The following is a 21,631-nucleotide window of genomic DNA, read 5'->3' as shown; positions in this document are numbered from 1 at the left end:
TCAATTTTCTTCAAATACCTCACTGTCTATTAAATCAAAATATTAATTAAAACACATCATCAAAATCAATATTTTCTTCAGCTATGTTATAAATATCAATTCTATTATCAATATCTATTTTATTTATTAACCATCCTCTCAATGAACAATTTCTAATAAAGTCTTCTATTCTATTAACACCATTTATTTCTTTCAACGTAACAACAATGCCAAACTTAATTCCATCTCCAAATTTTTCTTCAAGACGTTCTTTTGTTTTTATACTAATTCCCCAGATACCTTTATCATAGACCTTTTTAGGTTTATTATTTTTAGCAAATTCTATAATGTGTTTCACATTATCCCATTTTCTATAAAATTTCCGTGCATTTCCTTCATATAAATAATGATTACCATCTGTACATTGTTGATTATTATTTATAGATTTTATTTCATTTCCATTAATTCGCCCAAAATACATATCAAGTTCTGTATTAGTATAATCTACTCCTTGACTCCTTGAACAATAAGGGAAATAACACATAGTTGCTTTCGCAATAAAAGGGTGTTTCTCTTTATCAATTGGAACAGGCAAATTATAATTATATGTATCATACTTTTCTGATACTCCAGACAATATAAAACGAATTTCATCATTAGGTGATTTTAATATGTCATCAATTTTTTTAGGAATAACACCATGTCCAATTACTGAAGGAGATATTGTTTGAGGATGCCATCCAGTAGCTGAATTTATTATTAATGCCTTTGCTACCTCTCTACTTAATCCTAAAACATCAATTAAATAAGACATTTTTCTTGAAATCCATGGCGCTGCAAATGAAGTTCCTGCTACAAATACCTCTCCCATAGATGTACATACTCTTATTTTTTTCTTGCCATCTCCTCCATAATAACTAACATCTGGCTTAGTAAAAAAAGATAACACTGGACCTTCTCTTGAATATGTGGCAGGTTTATTTTCAAAATCTACAGAATTAATGACTAGTGAATTTATAGAATCAGCTGGTGCCCCTATAGCTTTTACTGTTTTATTCATTGAATTTTTATTTGTTCCTGCAATGATAAAAATAACATCATTTTCATATTGGATTTTATCTAAAATAGCTGCTTCTGGTGATATAAAATTAGGATTAACTTCTATAGGTGAACCTAATGATAAATTCCATACTTTTATATCTTTATTAGAAGTAATAATTTCCTTAATAGATCGTAGAATAGAAAATGAACTGAAATTTTTTCCAGATGCTACACCAAAATGTCTAACTTTAAATCTTCCACAACCATCATCTAAATCAGGATTAATTGATGCCCCATCTACAATAATTGATGAAACAGCAGTTCCATGAAAATAATCATCTTGTGATAATTCTATATCACTGCTAACCATATTTTTAAAATTAACCCATTCAGAAAAATATACATTTTCATCAAACATTGTATCTATAACCCCGATAGTTGGTTCATTTTTAGGACTTGGAATATTAATAGTTTCTCTATTAATATTTTCAAAATCTGTTTTTGTTAATTTTGAAATATCACTTATAGCCATAGATATCAAATATGGTGCTTTTTGCTTTAAAATTGCTAATTGGTCTGGTGTTAATAACATTGTAGTATCATCAATCAATCTTGCAGAGAGAAGATTAATTCCTATTTTGTCCATAAGCTCAATTGTATCTGTATTAGTCTTATAAATTGTAATAATTGAGTTTTCTTTCAATTCCTCTTCTTGCATAACAATAGAAAATTTTTCAACATAATGAGCATCAACAATTATTTTTAAAAAATTTGTCTTTGCTATTAAACTATTGTCATACAATATCTTTTTCTGATTTAATTTCTTAACATCCTCGCTAGTAATAACACCATTAAATTGTTTTTTCAAAACAGTTATACTCTTTTTGTATCTTTCTATAGACTCATTTAACATTTCCAAACTCACATAGTGAGTAATTATGTGCTTTATTTTATCTGATTTAGAAAACTTAGCTCCAACTATAGAACTATTTGCAGTGATAGAACTCTTTGTTAATGTTCCTGATATTCTTCTACTTTTAGCAATAACGTCTATATAAAAAACACTTACGAGCGCTCCATTGAGGATTTTATCTTTACTCCAAAATTCTTTTAAAGTCTCTAAATCATTCTTAAGCTTTTCCAATTGTTCAACTTTTACTGTTGTTTGGGATGGCAATTCAGGTGCGCCTGGCCTTGAATTACTTGATTTTTGTTCAAATGTCCCCTTTAATTGTAAAAGTTCATTCATCTAATCACTCCTTTAATTCTCTAGAAACTTGACTTTTAGAAACTCCCGTCAATATCTCTATTTCTCTAGTGGTAAACCCTTCAGTTTGAAGTTCTTTTAAATTCATTTCTAAATTATTTTTATTAGCACTATTATATAATCTTTTTAAATAATCATATTCATTACTCGGATTACTAAAAGCAATAGCTGTCTTTAAAAGATTTTTAAGTTCTCCAGGGTAAGGTATTGTGTCCATAAGACTAATTATTTTTTTAAACAACCTCATATTTCTTCCAGCAAATTTAAACTTAACTAATAATTCATTCAATATTGATTCTCCAATTTCAATCAGATCTTCTCTCTTATACCTATTAAAGTTAATAATCGAATCAAATCTTCTAGTCAAAGCTTTGTCAAATGCATCAAATAAATTTGTTGTTGCAATTAAAACTATATTTTCATTTAAGCTATCCATTCCTTTTAATACTGATGATGTAGCTCTACCCATTTCACGCAAATCATTTGAATTAATTCTATCAATAGCTATTGCATCGATTTCATCGAATAAAATAATTACTTTTTCAGGATGTGAAAAATTACGAATCTCTTCAAAAAGAGAGGCAATATTTTTAGATGTCTGACCAAGTTTACTATCCACGATAGAATCAAAATCCACCATAAATAAATCTCTTTCTAATATTCGTGCAATCTGCTTTGCAGTTTCAGTTTTTCCGGTACCTGGTGCACCTTCAAACAAAAATTTATTAATACCAGCATTATGTCCAATTGCATTTACTATCCCAACAACATCATCTTTAATAGCTTCTGGTAATGGTAACGAATCACTACCATACTCTACTCTCCTAAAAAAACTAGAATCATTATCATTTATTTGAGGAACGAAAGTATTAGTATTCGACATTAATGCCATTATATATTCAGCTAACTGATAATTTCCAATCCCATCAAAATATCTTGCTATTTCATATGCTTCATCTCTAAATCCAGCATCGTTTTTTTCAGCATAATATTTTATTAAATTTAGTATGTTTTTTTTCTTCATAATCAGTCACCTCCTAATTTATTATATCACGCTTCGGGACACTAAATCAATATTTGGGACACAAATTTGTATATTAAAATTTTAATCTATATATAATATGTACAAATCTCTAAATGTTTAATCACTTACTAATTTTTAACTTATTATCTAATCAATTAAATAAGTTATACTTTTAATAACACAGCACAGTTATTTTTTATGATATTACATGATAAAATAAAATCAACAAATCTTAAAACCCCATAAAATAAAGCCTTCAAAGAGGCTATAAAACACACTAAAATTCAAATCCACGAACTCTAGGTTTATAAGAAATATTGATTCGTACTTTTTCTACCTAAAATTATAAAACTTAACAGCTCCAAATTTATCCTTGGAGCTGTTATTTTTATAATAGCAATATCAATATTTTATTCACTTATTCAAAATTAAAATTATTCACAACCTCAGTAGTTTTGTCCACATAACTATCAACAACTTGATCAATTCCATCACAAATATATCTAAGGCTACACCCTTCACATTTATTAAGTATCCCATCATCAAGTAAAGAACATCTAAGCTCATCATTGAAAGTAGAATTTCTAATTGCTAGGGCTATTTGCTTTTTATCAAATACTTCTCCTTCTTCTAAATTAATTTTAATTTCATTTCTAATCATTTTTACAACACACTCCAATAATCTATTTGCAGATCTAAAAATTAAACAGCTGCTATTATGGATATATGTTTTGTAGTGTAACATAACATTAAATTAAGTAATATTTTTATAGCAATACCCTCTCAGCCTGCATTTTTGGCGCATATTCTGAAGAATATTTATGGTAATATGGTGAAGAATATTACCATATTTATTGTAAACCATATATATTCTTTGCAATATTAGAATATGCTCCATTTAGTCATATATCCTAAGTGATAGTCCAAAAGTGAATGTCCAAATTTTATATTTGGAAACATGAACTTTCCCTGTGGGCATTTTATATTTGGTTCCTCGAACTTACTCAGCGAATGAATATGAGTCGAGTTTCCAATAAATATTAATAAAGGAGAATACTTATGGCAAGAAGAAAACAAAATGAAATACCTAAAAATGATTTTGCAGCTGAAGAGGATCTTGACGTTTGCAGCTTTACCTCTGAACCAATTGTGACTGGAGAATGTATTTCGTCATTTTCGTTTGATGATGATTCTATAAATGAAACTAAACCTGATGTTACAACTAATATTGAAAATAAAAGCAATGTTGATACTACTTCTAATATAGTCAATGAAACTGTAGACTTTAATATTTCATATACCAATGAACAAAGTATATCATCTACCCCTTCAAATAATAAATCTAAATCTAACAAAAATAATCTCTTAAATGATAATAGAAAAGCTCCTATAGTAAATGGTATGGCTCCACCTATTAATGGAGAGTACTTGGATATAAAAAGAACCTATATGCTTAGAGCCTCTACAGTTAGAAAAATTAATGAACTTAAAAGCATTCATCCTGAATTGAATGCTTATGTTAGTACCATAGTAGATTTAGCTATTGCTCATTACTATGAACATATAATTAATGGTGGTAGCCAACAATAAATGATTTTTTAATGTTTATAATAATATTAATAATATTTTAATTGGTTTATAAAATAATATGCTTTTTCTCATATATCCCTTATGGGAGGTGATGAATTTATGGAAGTGAATGAATTAATGAACTTGATAGTTAATAACGGTTTTCCTGTTGTTGTAGCAGCGTATTTGCTAATCCGCTTAGAAAAACAAATTAGTAGTCTATCATCTTCAATTAATAAATTAAATACCATAATATCAGCAAAGCTTGGAGTGGCTCTAGATGTGGATTCTAGTGATGATTCTCATAAAGTAGCTTGAATAAAGGCGATAAACGTTTTGTTTTAAATGTTTATCGCCTTTAAGTCAATTTGCATTTTAGTTTATTTTAAATCTAATTGTTTATACTAATCTCCTAAATGTTTTTCAGTTTTGGATAAGAATTTTTCCACAGCTTCACTGATATCAATATTCATGCGTTCAGCTAAAATAATCAGCCACCATATACATTCACCAAGCTTATGTTCTAATTCCGATGCAGTTTTCCCTCCGGCTGGCCACCGTCCCTGCTGAGACATTGTCAGACGGCCTACCAAGCCAGCATCTGTCAGAAAAGCTAACGCATCCTCTTCTACTGTCCACTCTTTTTCATGATACTGCCATTCCAACTGATGATAAAGTTTTCTTATTTGAACTGAACGCTCAACCGCTTCACTAAAGTTTATATCTTTCATTTTCTTCCTCTTCTTTCATAAAAATTTATAGTTCATTTGTTTTCAAAATTATTAGAGCATGCGTTCTCGCAAGGTTCTTCCTAGTAATTTTAAAATACATTATCATTATATTTTGTTTAACCTGACAACTATATGTCATATTTATAAAAAAATTTTACTATTAATTTATCTTCAACTTTTAAGATAGAGATGAATTATTCGATTAGAGTTAACTACTTTCTGAAAACCTAACTAATGAATCGAGTATATCTTCATACAAATATTATATTATAATCGTATTTATTTATAAGTTTCCTTATATACCTATATCAATGTTATCATCTAATACATTCATATCATTAAAAGGAAGAAATTAATATACTTCAAGCAAAAGAAAATCTACGTTTTAAAGAACTCCATTTAATAAAGTTTCTATATCTCCTATATTCCTTTCAGCTTAAGCTAATTAATATCTTTTGATTATGCTCGTTACACTCGTAAGTTAATGTTTCCCTCATCCATCCTGCTTACTTTAAATTACTTCTAAACTCTAAGTCCAGAAAGAGTCAATCCGTAATACCAATACGCTCTGCTCCTTGGCATTACATTGACACTTTCTTCTGCAATTGCTCTAAATGTAGCGGCAGGATTAAAGGCTGCGCCTTAAATCCCATAGTTAATGTTTCTCTCAACAAAGGAGTTAAGATGGACAGAATAAAGCTATTACAGTTATGATGTAATTTAAAATTTAGCTATAGCTTTATTCTGTCCATCTTTTGTAATTCAATAACGTCGCTTCGCTCCTAAGGAAGAGAAGTAGAAGCTAGTTCATGGATTGCAATATTTTTAGTACATGAATGTTATAATTGTATATTCTAAACAGTAATAAAATATATATAGCTTCCACTTCTCACTTATTATTGTAGCCTGCGGCAGCAATGAATAAATATATAAGGAACACTACGTGCTCCTCGTGGCTGCGCCACTCCATTAGTTTTTGGTATATCACTACATATAGTATTTAAACTAGATATCAATATAGGTAAATAACTATATTGGGATATGAGATAATATATAGTTACTCTGTCTATTCCTATATACGCATTTTCTAAAGGACAAGTTCTATTTCTAAATAATTATTTGGGCGCCTTATCCACCACCCAAAAATGGACAGGTCATTAGCTACAGAATTCTAACCTCATAAAAGTCTCCTCCACACTCGAAGCCTTTTATGAGATAAGAATCTGTACGCATTAGACTAGTCCATTGTTTGGGTACCCGGTGGGGCGCGTCGGTGTGGAGATATTTGCGAATCCATTAATAAAATGATAATTTATAGTGTGTCCTTTACCAATAGTACATTCAAATTAGTCCACCCCTCTGTCTGTAACGTAAGTGTATGCTTTATTTTATGGAACTATCAATATTTTAGTATATGGCTCTTGTACAGAAACAATAATATCTTGAAACACAATGTTTATATTAAGGTTGCATATTGAATTTATGGTTTATTGAGATGCTGAAACTTTAGAGAGTAGGCCAGTAAACTGGCAAGGGTTGGGGGGGCTTGGACACGCCACCACTAGTATATAAATAAATATAGTTGGAAGAGTGCTGGCAGGTCCATCTTGTACTGGCTTACCTGCTAAGTCCTTTTTTGTAATGGTGTCCTTTCCGCTGCAAAAAATCCAATAACTAAAAATAATCAAAATTTATATTACAGGGAAATTATTTTTAGTCATTCGGTTTTTTTCGCTCCAATGCCACTCATTACAAAAAAGGACAGGCAGAAAATCAAGTACAAGAACGCCCCCCTACAGGAACTCTGGAAACTCTGTTTAACATAATTTTCTTTATTAATTAAGGTTTTTTCATGTTCATACAGAAACTTGAGAAAATCTTTTAACATTGGTTTTTTCATACTTTATGGTATATTTATTTAAATTTATAGTAAAGACACGCTACTCTTTTGGTCTTGACTATAAATCTAAATAAATATGTCTGGTCAATATGAAAAAATCTATGTGGTAGTATGGTGCTTGGTGGGACAGGCTCTTTCCTTAAAGCTTGTACCGTTTTTCATTTGGTAGTGGGTGGGCTTGGCTACGCTATGATTATGGCTTGTCCACTTTTAATTCCAAGGGAATCTCTTCCCATTGTTATTTGACTTGGCTATAGGCTATCCCTTTTGCTGTATTGAAATTATGAATTAATGACCTATAAGTATTACCTTTTACATCAACTCTATATTTTTGCTTTATTTTTATAATTGCATTATGCTCATCAATCTTTACAATATCAGCAGTTTTATTGTTTGATGTATTCCAGACAGTCCAGGTATTAGAATTTTCCTTGTAACATTTAATCATTGTGTTTGCTCCATGCTCCTTTACTTTTTTGGTTTCCCCCCATTTTATTTAATTGTTACTTATTGCAATATTTAAGTTATAATCAATAAAATAATCATAACTTAAATCTCTTCCAAAACTCTTAAAATCAAAATATCTTTCTAAAGTTTCTCTACTTAAATCACTTACATCTCCATAAATTTCATTAATATATGAATATGCTAAATTACTGCATTCATCAATCATTGTATTTTTTTCTAAATTGATTATAATTCTATTATCTTTTTTCTCCATTGCTTCATCTAGTGTGCAATTTTCATTTTTCATTAAACATTGACATATTTCCAAATCAACTTCGTTTAAATTTTCTAAAGTTCCAGCAATTTCATTAAGTTCTTTTAATGATGAATATTCCTTAATTTCAATTCCATCTATGACCTCCCAATCTGTAAAAAAATATTCTTCATACAATACTCCATCAATACCAATTTCTTTAAGTACATTTTCAATCTCTTCATCAGTAGCGGGTAATTCAAGCCATTTCCCTATTAAATCCCCTTCGTTATATTTTCCTAAGTTAGTTATGTATACATTAATCATGTTTTTATCCTCTCTAAAATGGGTTATTATTTATAACAAAATAGTTTCCATACCTATGAATTCTTTTAGGCAAACTATCTTCGATTTCAATTGTTATTCTTATAATTTTTAGATTTATATTAATATATCTCATTTGTACCATCCTATCTTTATAATCATATATTCATGAATCTTTACTCTTTGGGGGCTTTCGCCCCCTATGTATTTAATATGGTAATTCATTTTCACCAACGCACTTTAGCACGTTTTCATGTTCATCCTCAAATTGTTCATTCATTTCTTTTTCCCAATCAATGAAAGAACTGTTATCTCGCATTTTTGCAACAACTTTCCATGATTCATACTCACAATTTGAAATATTATAAATTCCTTTTCTGCCTACATTCTTACTAAAACCCAATTTTAAACCATATAGACTAAGGGGCTTTCCATCATATTCAATAACTATTGAATCATCTTTCAATCTGTAAGCAAATTCAGAAAATCTAAACTCCTCAAGCTCTGTTAAATAATGATATTCTGCAATTAATGTCTTAGTTTGATATTTTCTTCTATCCATTTGTACAACCTTCCTTTCATTCCCTCCCCCCTATTTATATTTTGCCCATTTCTAGAATTTTAATACATTTTTCTGTACAAAAAAAGTACCTTCTCTTAGGTACTTTAAACATTCTCTTTATTCGTCAACACACATTTTTATATATGCTCTTAATGAAGCACTTACGCTCTTTCCATTTCTATGACAATATGCTTCGAACTTCTTATATAATGCCATATCACATTCCAAATGGACTTGCTTTATTGGTGGTTTTATAATTCTTGGTTTCTGCTTATTCTCCATCATTTCCTCACTCCTTCTCTGTCAAATATTGTGTCCAATATTTGAAATTTTATACATTTCTCTATATTAAAACTTATACATTTAGGTACAAGCAATATAGAATATTCGTTCGTATTTTGGGCATACTTATAATATAAAGATTAATAAGGAAATACAGAAAGGATTTGAGAAACACATGAGAAAATTTTCATTTACTAAATGGCTTAATACTAAAGAAACTTTTAATTCATATGCTCAATACCACTATTGGTTGTCCATTATGTCAAAAGAAGATGCTAAAAATACAAACTTATATTATCGTGAAAAATATCAATATTTTCTAAAATATTTGCAAACTCAATGGGATTAGGGGCACTATTCCCATTCCTCTTCTAAGCTCAAGAATAATATAAATATTAGCATAAGAAAGGATCCAATCACATGACATACACAACATGGCTAAAAAAAAGTGAAGGTTTCACTTCAAGAGCACAATATGATTACCTTTTAAGCACCTTACCATATGAAGCACAAAGAAAAGTTGTTATCTATTATCAAGAGAAATATGAACATTTTCTTGAAACACAACCAAAACAACTGGAATTTAAATAATACTGGAGAGGTCCTACCTCTCCACTCACATATACTTGCTTCATGTCAAATACTATCTTAATATTAATCATTACTATAATCAAATATTCACCTAAACCAAAACTGAAAATTCCAAATCTACACAACCTGCAGAATTAACTACCAAAATTATGGGACAAGCCTCTGATGTTTTTTTGGCAAATACCAAGCTCCATAGAAAATAAATATTGTCAAGGGTGAGCGCAGCGACCCCTTTACTATATTTATTTTCTATTGGTATAATTGCTGCCCCAAAAAACAATATTTTAGATAAGCTCTATCATTAAAACTAAGATTATATACTATTCTTCTATTCAGTAAAATACATCTATTACAACCTATTCTATAGTATAGAGCTTGTCTAAAATTTCCTTATTGGTATTAGCCTATACCATAAATCTAGTATAATTCTACGTAAAAAAAGAATGACCTATTAGGGGATTAATAGATCATTCTTAAAACTGGTTAATAACTATATTTAATAAGGGGTAAATAATGTTTTAACTACTTTATACTCCTTATAGTACAGGATAAACATGTCAATCATGTGACATAGTAAAAAATATTATCTTTGGAATACAATTTGCATTATCTACACTTAAATTTACTATTATGTAGAAAAATAGTACCGTAAATTCACTGTAAAAATGCAGTACTTTTATTCATTTATCTTTATTACTTATACTCAATGACTTAGTTTTATTTTCTATAAGTGAGGATATAATTACTGAAATTTGCTCTTGTTTTTTGCTATCATCTAATCTTTCAGCCAATTCTACTGAAAGCATAATATGTTGTAAATATGACAACTTATCAAAAAACAATTGTATTTGCTTTGTACTTTCTTTATATAGCAACAAAGAAGTTGCACCAATAAATTCTCCAATCAAACCTGATAGACTTGATAATATAGTGATATTTAACCCTAATTTCCCATAAAAGCAAAGAACAATACCTGCAATTAGTACGATAAAACCAGTAACTATCATAGTTATACTAAACGAATAACTTCTCCTAGCTTGTACCTTATTTATAGTGTAGTATTCATTCAATTGGTTCAAATTAACCTTAATAACATCCATAACATTATTTTCTTTTTTTATCTTTTCATTTAGTTCCTCTCGCTCTTCAGCAAATTTTGCCAATTCTTCAACAAAAGTTCTTGAATCATCAACCAAATAAGACATAATAGAAACTAAACAAGTCAAAGCAGAAGGGACTAGTATAATAAGGAATCCTGAAGCCATACTATTATTTCTGAAAAAAAATTCATTCAACGCCAGACCAGCAATTGCCAATATCATACATATACCAGATAAAATCAAAGCAATTTTTCTTTCTTTAGGCCTCTTCTTTAACCCTTTTGCTCCAGTAATCATAATATCTGACAGTGCACTATCCATAACTCCTGACATAAGAAGACTCATATGTATCACAACTTTCTAAATCGCATACTTACTTGTACACAATTTTATTTACTAATTACTCATTATATCACTAAATACAGGCTTTGGAAAAGTTAAGTTATAAAACTTACCAAGTTCATATATTCATATGTTTTAAACTTACACCCCAAACTGTACACTAAAATATGTATTTTCTCTAGAATATTTATACCTAGTTCTAAAAAAACAAGATCATATGTAATACTGCTTTCATCAATCATAAAATTGTATTGTGAGTAAGAAATTATCAAATCCATTTCTGAATAATGATATATTTATATCTATTATTTATTTTTCTAACTCTAATAGAAATTTGTCTACTATGCTAAACAAATAATCTGAAGGTTCATTACCAGAATCCTTCATTTCTAACATTTTCCTCAAATCATTACTAGTTAAATTCACTATTAATTTTCCAGTTTCCCTCAAAATACCTTTTGCAGATTTAACTGCATTTACACTCGCACCTTCTCTTGAAATTATAAATCCTACATTCCTTAAAGCAGTTTGAAATAAATATTTTTCGGTCGTGTAAATTTGAGTCTGATTAATTTGTTTAGCATAATTCTTAAATTCAAACACTACATATCTCGATTTAAATTCATTTATTAAAAGTTCCCAAAACTCATTTCCCTGCTTTACTCTACATATTAAATCAAAACGATTAAGCTCATCATCTGTTCTTAATTGCTCGTTCCAACCATTCAAGTTTTCTAAAAAAAGATATTTCAAAATATCTGTGCACTTTTTTTCATATTTTAAGAAATCTTCTCTACCGGGCTTTATATTATCAAGTTCTCGTAAAAACTCTTCTCCTTCTCCTGATCTCTTATACACAATATTAGTTTTCCGCTCTTTTCTCTCTTCAAATAATGTTTCAATTTTCGTTTCACTCATCTCTTCAGGTATATAAATTCCATCCAAGGTATTGCTCATTATCCCTTTAAATCTCATATATAGACTATCATCTACTTTAGATAGAAACATTAAATTCTTGCTATCATAGATTTTTATTTGAAATTCCTCTTCTAAATTTACTTTTAACTTCTCATCTATTGGAGACCCTACAATTAGCAATTGCCTCTTAATATTGTATATCTCACCATAGAATTTCAACTGCAATGCTGCTTGTTTCAGTATTCCATAATCTGCTTTTCTTGTTATATACATTTTTATTTCAACAATACATTTTTCAGATTTGTTACTTGAAATAATTAAATCAGCTCTATGGCTTTTACTATTTTTGATTATTGTATTTTCATTTTCTACAGCATATCCATAATACATGAATAAATCTTTTATTAAAAATTCAAACACGTGCTCTAATGACAATACCATTATTTTCTTCCACTCCTTTTACCATGCTTTTATATATATAACTTATATATTAACCCTTTCAATGATCTTCTATTTCGCTACAGTATACTTTCTTGAATAAATTATAGCATATTCTGTAAAAATCACACTATTCAATTTTCAAAAGAACACTTTCTTTAATTTGCTACCATATTCTCTTGCAAACTATGTAGTAACATCATTTATTTTTATATCCAATATGATTTTGTTTACAAAACTTTCCTATACACAATCTTTCGTTTTGAGCAAAGGGGCGCCGTCAATGTACTGGCTTTTCTGCCTGTCCTTTTTAGTGATGAGTGTTATTGGAGCTGAAGAAATCGTATCAATAAAAATAATTTCCCTGTAATATAAGATTTAATTATTTTTATTGATTGGATTTATGAAGCGGAAATAACGCCATCACTAAAAAGGACTAGCAGGTAAGCCTGTACATTGTGGGCATGCCATCATCCTTCACTAAACTTACTAATAGCATGATGATGGCATGTCCAAGGCGCCCTTCCCTTGTCAGTTTACTGACCTTCTATCTCAAATTCCAGAACTCCCCCATGCACCTAAATCAGCTATATACCTAAAATAAGCCTTGTGCTTCATAAAAACACAATCTCTGACAGATAGCCTGTACATTTAGAGAAATAAAGTTTTGCGCAAGTGTTCTAGCTGAAATATAAAGCATAAAACTATACATTTCATATACTTTCAAAACATACACAACTCGAATTTACCATAAGCCTTAATTATTTTAGCTTGGACATTCTCGCAACAACGATTTATTTCTCGAAGTGTACTGGCTATCTTGGGGCGCTCTTGTGTAAGCTAGTAGCCTGTCCCAATCGCAGATGGGACAAGCCGCTAGCTTATACAAGATGTACCTGCAATCTTGATTGCTAGTACAAGCCCCCGGACTACACCGACCGCGGATACGCCACAATCCACAAAATGTGGATGCAACCACGCAATCCCGAAAGGGAGCACCTAAACAAACTGACTCTATACTTTGAGTGTGCAAAAAATTGTGATTAACATCAATTTCTGATTTCAAATAGAACTATTCTATTAAGATAAAGAAGAAAAAAGCCTGTCCTTTAAAAATTACGTATACCAGAATACAAACCAACTTATATTTATAATGCTGTAAAGAAAAACATTAAATTAATATCGTTCACAGAATATAGATAATTGAACACCAAACGTATAGCATCGGTCACCAAACATCTATTTTTTGTAATAGAACTTGGAGCGTAGCTTCAAGCCTTCCTTTTGTGTGAGCGTAGCGAGTTATAATTTATAGGCGTAGCCTATTACTTCCTTGCTGCCGCAGTCAAACACATTCAACGCTAAGTATAAGCTATCTAAATTTCAATTTTTATAATTAGCACAATTTATGAAGATAGCTTGTAATTAGCTTCCTTTGGATGAGAGAAACATTAACTTTAGCCTTGAAGCTTGCCTTGAAGGCTCTAACTACACCAGGAACATTCACTAAAGGAAAGTATCAATGTCATACTCTGGAGCAGGGCGAAAGAGTATGACATATTGATTGTTTCCTGCTCTTAGAGTTTAAAAAACATTAAGCCCATCCCATACACCTGATGAGAGAAACATTAATCTTGAGCATAGCGAATTTAATCTAAAGATATTAATTAGTTCAAGCTGAATGCACTATATGCGAAGTGTATAGATTTAACTGTAGAGGTACTTTGAATCGCACCAACACTTATGCTTGAAGTATATTAATATCTTCCTTGAATTTTGGTGATATAATTAAATCATTATAATGTTAAAGGGTGATAAAATGAGCTTTAAAGAAAATATTAAGACTAGGCGTTTAGAATTAAATCTTACATTAGAATAAGTTTCAAATAAATTAGGCATAAGCAAACCAACACTTCAAAGATATGAAAGTGGTGTAATATCAAATGTCCCTTTTGAAAAAGTTGAAAAGCTTTCAGATATTTTAGGTACAACCCCTACTTATTTAATGGGATGGAAATAAAAACAAGAAATTCATCTATCTGATGATGAAATAAATACTTTAAATAAATATAGATCTTTAGATTATCTTGGTAAACATACTATAGATACAGTTTTAGAAATGGAATTTATTAGATGCATAAAATCAAGTGAAACTTGATTTCAGATGGGGTTTGCTCCCCATCTGAATCTTAGTTGAACTTATAACCTCAGGGGTCACAATGTCCACATATTTGACTTGATTATAATTTCCTAAAAGAATAAAAAAGAAACTCCTATTAGAAGTTTCTTTTCCCTCGTCAGATAATGCCTTACTGTCATAAGAGCCACCTAATAATTTAAAACTTTCATGTTTTATTCTGAGGGCTGCCAATACTCTCCATTCCAGTATGATTTCATCACACCTCCACACACCAGAAAACCTCAATTTAAATAAATACACTATTCCACTTATATGTAATATGCTTTATGCTATAACATTAAACCATTTCTGATTTTTGTATTTTTAATTGTAATCCAATATTAAAAACTAGAGCGACCATTAACAAAATTAATGCAACTAACATGATATTGTGTAAACCACCATACATAATCTGTTTCATAAGTGGTAATAAATTTTTAGGTAAATCACCTGCACTTTGAGAATCATTTAATTTATTTAACATTGCAATAGTAACTTCTCCATTAGTTTCAGCCACACCTTTATTTAAAGCATTATTTAAAATTACTCCATATATTGATGACATAAATGTTTGACTCAAAATACGTAAAAGATATGCAAATGATGTAGCAATAGGAATATCTCGCTTTTCCGCATCCTCTTGTACACTAATTTGTAAAATGTTAAAACTTAAACCTAGACCAAAGCCTTCAAATGCTCCCGCTATTAATAAAACCCACATTGGTATAGTTATTCCAGCTGATGCCATAATTCCGAAAGAGATTATAAAAGCTAAAGTTCCTAAAGCAACGGTACGGTATTTACCCAATTCTGGTTTTATGGCTGGTCCAACTACTGAACCAAAAAAATTTGTAATGGAACCTGGAATTTGAGTCACCCCTCCAATTAAAGCACTAACGCCTAGTAATCCTTGTGCCCACATTGGTATGTAAATATTAAAAGCAACAAATGCTCCCCATAAAAGAGCAAACAATATGAAATCAACTACTAATGGACCATTTTTAAAAAGTCTATTAGGAATTATAGGATCAGCAGCCTTCTCTTCAACCTTAAATAGTACTATTAAGAGAATTAGACCAACAATAATTAAAATAGTAACCATACTTAGTGAAGCTGTCTCTATCATTTGAATTCCTGTCAAAAGTGTTACTAAACTGATTATCATAATCCCAGCACCTAAATAATCTACTTTTTTACCTGTAGAAATTCTTTTAGGCTCTTTAAAGAAAAATTGAACACTTAGTATCGAGATTAATGCAATTGGGACATTAATATAAAATACCCAATGCCAACTAAAAGTATCAACTATCCATCCGCCAATTAAAGGCCCAATAATAGCCGCTGCACTAAAGCTTGCTGTAGCATACCCAATAACCTTCGCCCTCTTTCTTAAGTCTGTATACAAATCTGCATAAATGATAAAAGGGATAGTATTCATTCCACCTGCTCCTATTCCCATGATGGTTCTTGCAATGAGGAAAAAGATAATATCACTTGATAATGCTTGAAATATTGAACCAATTGCAAATAATAATGTGGCTATTTGATATGTTCTTTTGTTTCCGATACGTTCTCCTAATTTACTCCAGAGTGGAGTTACTACTGCCATTCCCAATAAAAAAACAGCTACTATCCAACCCATGTATTGAATTGCATGTAAATCACTTATGATTGCTGGTAATGCTGTATTCACAATTGTTCCATCTAAACCTGCCATTGCATTTGACAATAACAGTGCTAGTGTTACAATCAAAGTTCCTTTCTTACTCATCTTTAGAAAACTCCTTCTTGTATTTCAATTGCAAGATATTGACATGTTCAATTAAAACATACATCTTGAGAATCTATTTGTTATTCTTTGGTGATAAATCTCCATACCGGTATGATGCTGTCACACCACCGTCCATTAGAAAATCGCTGCCAGAAATAAATGCACCACGCTCACTCATAAGTAATGCTGCTACTTCAGCCACCTCATCTGGTGTACCTGCTTCACTTTCTGGCATTTTCACACCATTTTTAAGACCTGCTTACTTGTTTTATTCCTCCCTCTGATTCTTATTTATGCTTCTTTATCTATATATACCCTATCACTTGAAGTGAACTCCAAGTCAAGTATTAAATTTAATATTTAACCTAAAATGAAAAAGCAATTTCTCGATTGCAATACTTATTTAGTCATTCATGATTTTAGTTTTGCACTATTTTTTCCATACAACTTATGTGAAAGTGGATTCCTCTAAGATTATTGGAGGTAATTATATTGAATAAGAATTATGATTATAAACATCTAACAACAACTCAACGCATTATGATTGAAAAAATCATGAATACACATACGATATGTAATCCCAAGAGGACGTAGCCTAGATTCATATACACATAAAGATACAACTATTTTAACAAATCATATTAACATCGAAGCAAGGGACAGCTTAAACGGCTGCACCCCGTTTAAGTTGTCCCTAATGCTTTTGTTGCACAAGAGCGGCATGTGGAATTTAGTTTTGCACTCCATTCTAGATGCCTTTTTGCCCCGTAAAAGGTAACTAAGGTGACTTAAATCTTGCATTTTCAATAGTTCTCAAAATAAAGAATTTACTTTTTCACTTAACGCTTATTTTCATTCACTTATTTGATTATTCCATTTTTTAATATTAATAGAATTTACTAGAATTAAGGCTATTAACATAACAATGAATACAAATATAGAGTATCTTATACTTACTCCTAAAAATGTATACAACAGAATTATCGGGGTATCAGCTATAAGTATTGTTAAAATATACTTAATTAGAGTAATCTCTGTTAATACAGAAAAGAAACAAACTATATCACTGGGCACAACAGGCGATGAAACACCTAATGCTAGAATTTGTACACTATTCTTTTTTACCATGTTGTATATTTTAGGGTACTTTTTTATTATTTTATTTTGATAGCTCATACCAAAAGTGAGTTTAACAAAGAAAAATAATAAAACTTCACTAATTAAATTCGCAATCGCTGTTAAAATAAAAGCTTCCAACGGATTAAACAAAACTCCTCCGATAATTATAAAAACAGTGCATGGAATCAAAGTAAAAATTCTTAGTGATGCAATTATTAGAAATAATAGTTCACTATATTCTTTATATGTATTTAAGAATTTTATAATTTTATCAGTACCATTATTGTATAATTCATACTTAAAAAATATTAACAATATTGCAGCCCAAAATATAAACACAATACATTTAAATAACTTATCCAATTTCAGTTCTCCTTTTTATCTACAATTTATATTGACACTTTAAGTAAAAAAACACTTTTGCTTCCTTTGAATAAAATATTCAATAAACTATATATATATCAGCATAAACACACTTTTCCTATTACCTATTTATCATCCGGCTGCAAGTATTTTCTAATCAAAATATCTTTTTGTCTTCGCATATAATTCACAATTTCTAAATCTATCTTCTGGCTTAAAACAAGAACTTCATTATCTAATAAATTCTTACTATTAAGCATATCATTAAGTTCGCTTCTCATATTTTTAATTTTTTCACTTTCTTTCATATTTTCTCCTAAAATTTATCTTAGTTCTGTTAAGTTATATGAATATTAATCTTGTTAATCGAATCTTTGACTTGAACTAAATATCCCCCTGAAAGGAAAAGAATAAGTTAATTAACTTTCAGATGGAGATTTACCTTCAAAGGACACTTAGTAAACTCCATCCAAACCTAAGTTTCATTCAACATTTGTCATTTATATTTATCTTTTCTAAAACCTTAAAAATGATTAAAAATATAAATATTTCGTAGATCAGCTAAAACATCATATTAACAATAATCCCCGAAAGTGTGGCAAATAAAATAGAAAAGACAATGTAAATAACAAAATTTTTCATGCCAAGAACAATCTTTAAAGCACCGAGATTTGTTATCTTGGTTGCAGGACCTGCTATCATAAAGGCAACTGCACTTCCTTTACTCATTCCCGTTCCAAGCCATGCATATATAATAGGTATTGTTCCTCCACCACACATATAAAGTGGTATCCCAAGCGCAGCAGCCATAAGTGTACCAAATCCATGATTAGATCCAAATAGATTAATAATCCATTCATTTGGAACATATCTTTGATATAATGCAGTTAAAATAATTCCTAAAAGGAAATAAGGTAAAGTAATATTAACATTTCGCCAGATGTTCTTAAGAAATCTCATAGCAGGATTTGGATCCGTGTCACGATTCTTTGGCATATCAAATTCATTAAATTTACAAAAAGATTTATTCTTAAAAAATACCCTTACCAGAATTCCTGCAAAAATACCACCTAGAAAAGATACAATAAGGCGTAACATTGCTATTTGTTTGCCTAATGCTAAAGAATAAAAGAATAGTTGTGGGTTTAAAAGAACGGAGCTCATCATAAACGCAGCAATCCAGTCTTCACGCTCACCATTTTTCGAAAAAGATGCAACTATAGGAATCGTTCCATACATACAGAGTGGGGATAATATTCCAAGTGCTGCAGCAGGGATTATCCCAATAATCCCCATCTTTTTCCCATTCAGTAAAGCCATCATTCCATGTATTTTATTTTTTAGAAATACAGACACTAAGGAACCTATAACTATTCCCAATATCCAGTATCCAAATATCTGTTTAAATTGTAATGTGAAGTAATACCAGAAATATACAAACTCTCTATATAATATATCAGCCATCAATACTCTCCAATTTATACTGCCTGCTTCCAAGGCCTATTTCTTCTGCATGCTCCAATGTATGAATTCCATGCCTGTCTTCAATTCTCTTTTTAAGCGACTCGCTGCCAGGTGCTGCTAATGCAAGATCAACGCATGCTTGATCAAGGGCCACAGGATCTAAAGACGCCAAAATTCCAATATCAGCTATCTCAGGTTTTGCTGGATTACTACTGCAGTCACAGTCGATAGATATATTGTTCATAACACTGATATAAAGCATTTTTGTACCATTACCTTCATAATCCGAAACTGCCTTTCCTGCTTCTGCCATGGATTCAAGAAATGGATCTTGTTCTCCTCCCCATGGAGAAGTATGGCTAGCTCCTGCCGTATGAATCAAACTCTTACCTTCTCTTGAGCCTATACCAATAGATATATTTTTAATTGAACCTCCAAAACCGCCCATAACATGTCCCTTAAAATGGGATAAAACCATAACAAAATCATAATTTGCTAGATGTGATCCTACTAAATCTTCCTTAAGCCTCACTCCATCTTTGACAGGTATACTCATAGAACCATCTTCATCCATGATGTCTACATTTGCAATAGCAGTAAAACCATGGTCTTTTGCAACCTGCTTGTGCATTTCTGTACTTGCTCTACCCCCATCATAGGCTGTATTACATTCTACTATGGTTCCATTTACTGACTGTACTAAATCCTTAATTAAGTCTGGTGATAAATAATAGTTTCCTCCGGGTTCACCAGTGGAAAGCTTGACTGCTACCTTTCCTGTTGCTTTACGTCCAAGAGCTTCATAGACTGCTTCTAACCCTTTTGGACTGATGTCCTTTGTCATATATACTACTGAAGAACCACCAGATGCCTTAGGATTGCTGCTTACTACCTCTGTTTTTGTGGTTTCTGAACTTTTCACTATAGCTGAGGATTTACTTTCACTAGAGCACGCTGTCAATACCCCACCTGCCACGAGCGATACTGCCGAAATCCCAACTACAATCTTCTTCCATAATGAATATCTTTTCATATTTACAACCTTCCTTTTCTTCTAAAACTTTTATACTCCAATAACATTGCTTAATAATATAAAGCAAATTTTCGTTAAGTTCCCCAATTACTTTCTTCTCTTGTTTTATAAATTTTTTAGAATGGAATTACATTATTAAGGTTTAGATATCTTTTCTATACTTATCTTTAATAAATCAATCTTTTATATCTATATGAATCCCCTCTTTCTACACTTGTCTTATTTAATTACCAACGAATCAACAAAATATTTTATACTACTCATAGTGCATTTAATACATTTCCTGCGCCAATTCATTTATAACTAGTATCTATCCTCCATCTATTTTAGATTTGAATGTATACGTAATTCACTAATTAACATCAAATTAGATACTACAGCAAAGCACATATGCAGGTGGTACATTCCTTACTTCCCTTTTTACACTTACCTTATTAAAATATTTTTTAATAAAATCTTTCTTTAATAAAGTGTACTGAAAAGTGATAAATTTGCCGTCTTCCTTTAAATGCTTTTGTGTTTCTTTCAAAATATTTGAAGATAAATCATTGGGTAAACTTGCAAACGGAAGTCCTGAGACAATATAATCTATCCACGGAATATCATATTCTTTCATGTATTTCCCAATGTATTCAGCTGAATCATTAATAACATAAATATCAGATTCATCTTTGTATTTTTCTTTAAGTAAATCGCAAAACTCTTTGTTGCTTTCAAAAAGCAGAATTTGGGTATTCTTTTTTCTTCCTTTTACTATTTTTTCAGTAAACACGCCTGTACCAGAACCATATTCCACAATATATCTTGCACTCTTAAAATCAATATCTTCAATCATCTTATTTGCAAGATATTTTGAGCTTGGAAGTATCGCTCCAACTGTTCTAGGCTTTGTAATATATTGTTTTATAAATGATAGTATTTCCATTTTGTCCCC

Annotated in this window: 20 protein-coding genes and 2 pseudogenes; 4 read left to right on the top strand and 18 right to left on the bottom strand. The window is 30.4% G+C overall.

Annotation, left to right across the window (positions count from 1 at the left end; genetic code table 11):
- Nucleotides 1-46: 46 nt before the first annotated feature.
- The 3 genes from DIC82_08640 to DIC82_08630 all read right to left on the bottom strand — a co-directional run bounded on the left by DIC82_08640 (nucleotide 47) and on the right by DIC82_08630 (nucleotide 3,972).
- Complete coding sequence (locus tag DIC82_08640; protein ID AWK51077.1) at nucleotides 47-2,269, bottom strand: serine protease; 2,223 nt, start codon at nucleotides 2,267-2,269, stop codon at nucleotides 47-49.
- Between the two features lie 4 nt (nucleotides 2,270-2,273).
- Nucleotides 2,274-3,311, bottom strand: coding sequence for an AAA family ATPase (locus DIC82_08635; protein AWK51076.1), 1,038 nt, complete (start codon nucleotides 3,309-3,311; stop codon nucleotides 2,274-2,276).
- Between the two features lie 418 nt (nucleotides 3,312-3,729).
- The gene (locus DIC82_08630; GenBank protein AWK51075.1) at nucleotides 3,730-3,972 is read right to left on the bottom strand and encodes a hypothetical protein; all 243 of its coding nucleotides are present in this window, start codon (nucleotides 3,970-3,972) and stop codon (nucleotides 3,730-3,732) included.
- A 398-nt stretch (nucleotides 3,973-4,370) separates the two neighbouring features.
- Between DIC82_08630 and DIC82_08625 the strand changes: the two genes are divergently transcribed.
- A complete protein-coding gene (locus tag DIC82_08625; GenBank protein AWK51074.1) occupies nucleotides 4,371-4,901 on the top strand; it encodes a hypothetical protein in 531 nt (176 codons plus the stop codon).
- 99 nt (nucleotides 4,902-5,000) lie between these two features.
- On the top strand, nucleotides 5,001-5,198 hold the full coding sequence (locus DIC82_08620; GenBank protein AWK51073.1) for a hypothetical protein: 198 nt from the start codon (nucleotides 5,001-5,003) through the stop codon (nucleotides 5,196-5,198).
- An 86-nt stretch (nucleotides 5,199-5,284) separates the two neighbouring features.
- Here DIC82_08620 and DIC82_08615 read toward each other — a convergent pair whose 3' ends face one another.
- From DIC82_08615 to DIC82_08585, 7 genes are all read right to left on the bottom strand, one after another.
- Nucleotides 5,285-5,611, bottom strand: coding sequence for a MazG-like protein (locus DIC82_08615; GenBank protein AWK51072.1), 327 nt, complete (start codon nucleotides 5,609-5,611; stop codon nucleotides 5,285-5,287).
- Between the two features lie 2,138 nt (nucleotides 5,612-7,749).
- The gene (locus DIC82_08610; protein ID AWK51071.1) at nucleotides 7,750-7,959 is read right to left on the bottom strand and encodes a hypothetical protein; all 210 of its coding nucleotides are present in this window, start codon (nucleotides 7,957-7,959) and stop codon (nucleotides 7,750-7,752) included.
- A 48-nt stretch (nucleotides 7,960-8,007) separates the two neighbouring features.
- On the bottom strand, nucleotides 8,008-8,538 hold the full coding sequence (locus tag DIC82_08605; GenBank protein AWK51070.1) for an antirestriction protein ArdA: 531 nt from the start codon (nucleotides 8,536-8,538) through the stop codon (nucleotides 8,008-8,010).
- 205 nt (nucleotides 8,539-8,743) lie between these two features.
- Nucleotides 8,744-9,097, bottom strand: a complete 354-nt coding sequence (locus tag DIC82_08600) for a hypothetical protein (protein AWK51069.1) — start codon at nucleotides 9,095-9,097, stop codon at nucleotides 8,744-8,746.
- A 964-nt stretch (nucleotides 9,098-10,061) separates the two neighbouring features.
- Entirely contained in the window at nucleotides 10,062-10,250 is a 189-nt protein-coding gene (locus DIC82_08595; GenBank protein AWK51068.1) for a hypothetical protein, read from the bottom strand.
- Nucleotides 10,251-10,650: 400 nt separating this feature from the next.
- Entirely contained in the window at nucleotides 10,651-11,403 is a 753-nt protein-coding gene (locus DIC82_08590; protein ID AWK51067.1) for a hypothetical protein, read from the bottom strand.
- A 318-nt stretch (nucleotides 11,404-11,721) separates the two neighbouring features.
- Nucleotides 11,722-12,771 carry a hypothetical protein gene (locus DIC82_08585; protein ID AWK51066.1) on the bottom strand — a complete coding sequence of 350 codons (1,050 nt, stop codon included), beginning with the start codon at nucleotides 12,769-12,771 and terminating at the stop codon, nucleotides 11,722-11,724.
- Nucleotides 12,772-14,587: 1,816 nt separating this feature from the next.
- Between DIC82_08585 and DIC82_08580 the strand changes: the two are divergent.
- Nucleotides 14,588-14,926: pseudogene (locus tag DIC82_08580) on the top strand (XRE family transcriptional regulator).
- Here DIC82_08580 and DIC82_08575 read toward each other — a convergent pair.
- From DIC82_08575 to DIC82_08565, 3 genes are all read right to left on the bottom strand, one after another.
- Complete coding sequence (locus DIC82_08575; protein ID AWK51065.1) at nucleotides 14,912-15,178, bottom strand: hypothetical protein; 267 nt, start codon at nucleotides 15,176-15,178, stop codon at nucleotides 14,912-14,914. The pseudogene DIC82_08580 and the gene DIC82_08575 sit on opposite strands and share 15 nt — an antisense overlap.
- Nucleotides 15,179-15,245: 67 nt before the next feature.
- Nucleotides 15,246-16,718, bottom strand: coding sequence for an MFS transporter (locus DIC82_08570; GenBank protein AWK51064.1), 1,473 nt, complete (start codon nucleotides 16,716-16,718; stop codon nucleotides 15,246-15,248).
- 73 nt (nucleotides 16,719-16,791) lie between these two features.
- On the bottom strand, nucleotides 16,792-16,953 hold the full coding sequence (locus DIC82_08565) for a hypothetical protein (protein AWK53056.1): 162 nt from the start codon (nucleotides 16,951-16,953) through the stop codon (nucleotides 16,792-16,794).
- Between the two features lie 309 nt (nucleotides 16,954-17,262).
- Between DIC82_08565 and DIC82_08560 the strand changes: the two are divergent.
- A pseudogene (locus tag DIC82_08560) lies at nucleotides 17,263-17,433 on the top strand (IS30 family transposase).
- 137 nt (nucleotides 17,434-17,570) lie between these two features.
- On the opposite strand, the gene DIC82_08555 reads toward DIC82_08560, so the two are convergent.
- The 5 genes from DIC82_08555 to DIC82_08535 form a co-directional block, all read right to left on the bottom strand.
- On the bottom strand, nucleotides 17,571-18,200 hold the full coding sequence (locus DIC82_08555; protein ID AWK51063.1) for a hypothetical protein: 630 nt from the start codon (nucleotides 18,198-18,200) through the stop codon (nucleotides 17,571-17,573).
- Between the two features lie 125 nt (nucleotides 18,201-18,325).
- The gene (locus tag DIC82_08550; protein AWK51062.1) at nucleotides 18,326-18,508 is read right to left on the bottom strand and encodes a hypothetical protein; all 183 of its coding nucleotides are present in this window, start codon (nucleotides 18,506-18,508) and stop codon (nucleotides 18,326-18,328) included.
- Between the two features lie 253 nt (nucleotides 18,509-18,761).
- On the bottom strand, nucleotides 18,762-19,664 hold the full coding sequence (locus tag DIC82_08545; GenBank protein ID AWK51061.1) for a permease: 903 nt from the start codon (nucleotides 19,662-19,664) through the stop codon (nucleotides 18,762-18,764).
- Entirely contained in the window at nucleotides 19,657-20,697 is a 1,041-nt protein-coding gene (locus tag DIC82_08540) for a ferredoxin (protein AWK51060.1), read from the bottom strand. The genes DIC82_08545 and DIC82_08540 overlap by 8 nt, the downstream gene beginning before the upstream one ends.
- 367 nt (nucleotides 20,698-21,064) lie before the next feature.
- A complete protein-coding gene (locus tag DIC82_08535) occupies nucleotides 21,065-21,622 on the bottom strand; it encodes an SAM-dependent methyltransferase (GenBank protein AWK51059.1) in 558 nt (185 codons plus the stop codon).
- Between the last annotated feature and the right edge of the window lie 9 nt (nucleotides 21,623-21,631).

This window comes from Clostridium beijerinckii (genome assembly GCA_003129525.1).
In the GTDB taxonomy this organism is placed as follows: Bacteria; Bacillota; Clostridia; order Clostridiales; family Clostridiaceae; genus Clostridium; species Clostridium beijerinckii_D.
This window is presented reverse-complemented; position numbering and strand designations above follow the sequence as displayed.

Coding starts and splice junctions, on each gene's coding strand:
- DIC82_08640 (AWK51077.1), bottom strand. CDS start 2,269: ATGAATGAACTTTTACAATTAAAGGGGACATTTGAACAAAAATCAAGT.
- DIC82_08635 (AWK51076.1), bottom strand. CDS start 3,311: ATGAAGAAAAAAAACATACTAAATTTAATAAAATATTATGCTGAAAAA.
- DIC82_08630 (AWK51075.1), bottom strand. CDS start 3,972: ATGATTAGAAATGAAATTAAAATTAATTTAGAAGAAGGAGAAGTATTT.
- DIC82_08625 (AWK51074.1), top strand. CDS start 4,371: ATGGCAAGAAGAAAACAAAATGAAATACCTAAAAATGATTTTGCAGCT.
- DIC82_08620 (AWK51073.1), top strand. CDS start 5,001: ATGGAAGTGAATGAATTAATGAACTTGATAGTTAATAACGGTTTTCCT.
- DIC82_08615 (AWK51072.1), bottom strand. CDS start 5,611: ATGAAAGATATAAACTTTAGTGAAGCGGTTGAGCGTTCAGTTCAAATA.
- DIC82_08610 (AWK51071.1), bottom strand. CDS start 7,959: ATGATTAAATGTTACAAGGAAAATTCTAATACCTGGACTGTCTGGAAT.
- DIC82_08605 (AWK51070.1), bottom strand. CDS start 8,538: ATGATTAATGTATACATAACTAACTTAGGAAAATATAACGAAGGGGAT.
- DIC82_08600 (AWK51069.1), bottom strand. CDS start 9,097: ATGGATAGAAGAAAATATCAAACTAAGACATTAATTGCAGAATATCAT.
- DIC82_08590 (AWK51067.1), bottom strand. CDS start 11,403: ATGTCAGGAGTTATGGATAGTGCACTGTCAGATATTATGATTACTGGA.
- DIC82_08585 (AWK51066.1), bottom strand. CDS start 12,771: ATGGTATTGTCATTAGAGCACGTGTTTGAATTTTTAATAAAAGATTTA.
- DIC82_08570 (AWK51064.1), bottom strand. CDS start 16,718: ATGAGTAAGAAAGGAACTTTGATTGTAACACTAGCACTGTTATTGTCA.
- DIC82_08565 (AWK53056.1), bottom strand. CDS start 16,953: ATGCCAGAAAGTGAAGCAGGTACACCAGATGAGGTGGCTGAAGTAGCA.
- DIC82_08550 (AWK51062.1), bottom strand. CDS start 18,508: ATGAAAGAAAGTGAAAAAATTAAAAATATGAGAAGCGAACTTAATGAT.
- DIC82_08545 (AWK51061.1), bottom strand. CDS start 19,664: ATGGCTGATATATTATATAGAGAGTTTGTATATTTCTGGTATTACTTC.
- DIC82_08540 (AWK51060.1), bottom strand. CDS start 20,697: ATGAAAAGATATTCATTATGGAAGAAGATTGTAGTTGGGATTTCGGCA.
- DIC82_08535 (AWK51059.1), bottom strand. CDS start 21,622: ATGGAAATACTATCATTTATAAAACAATATATTACAAAGCCTAGAACA.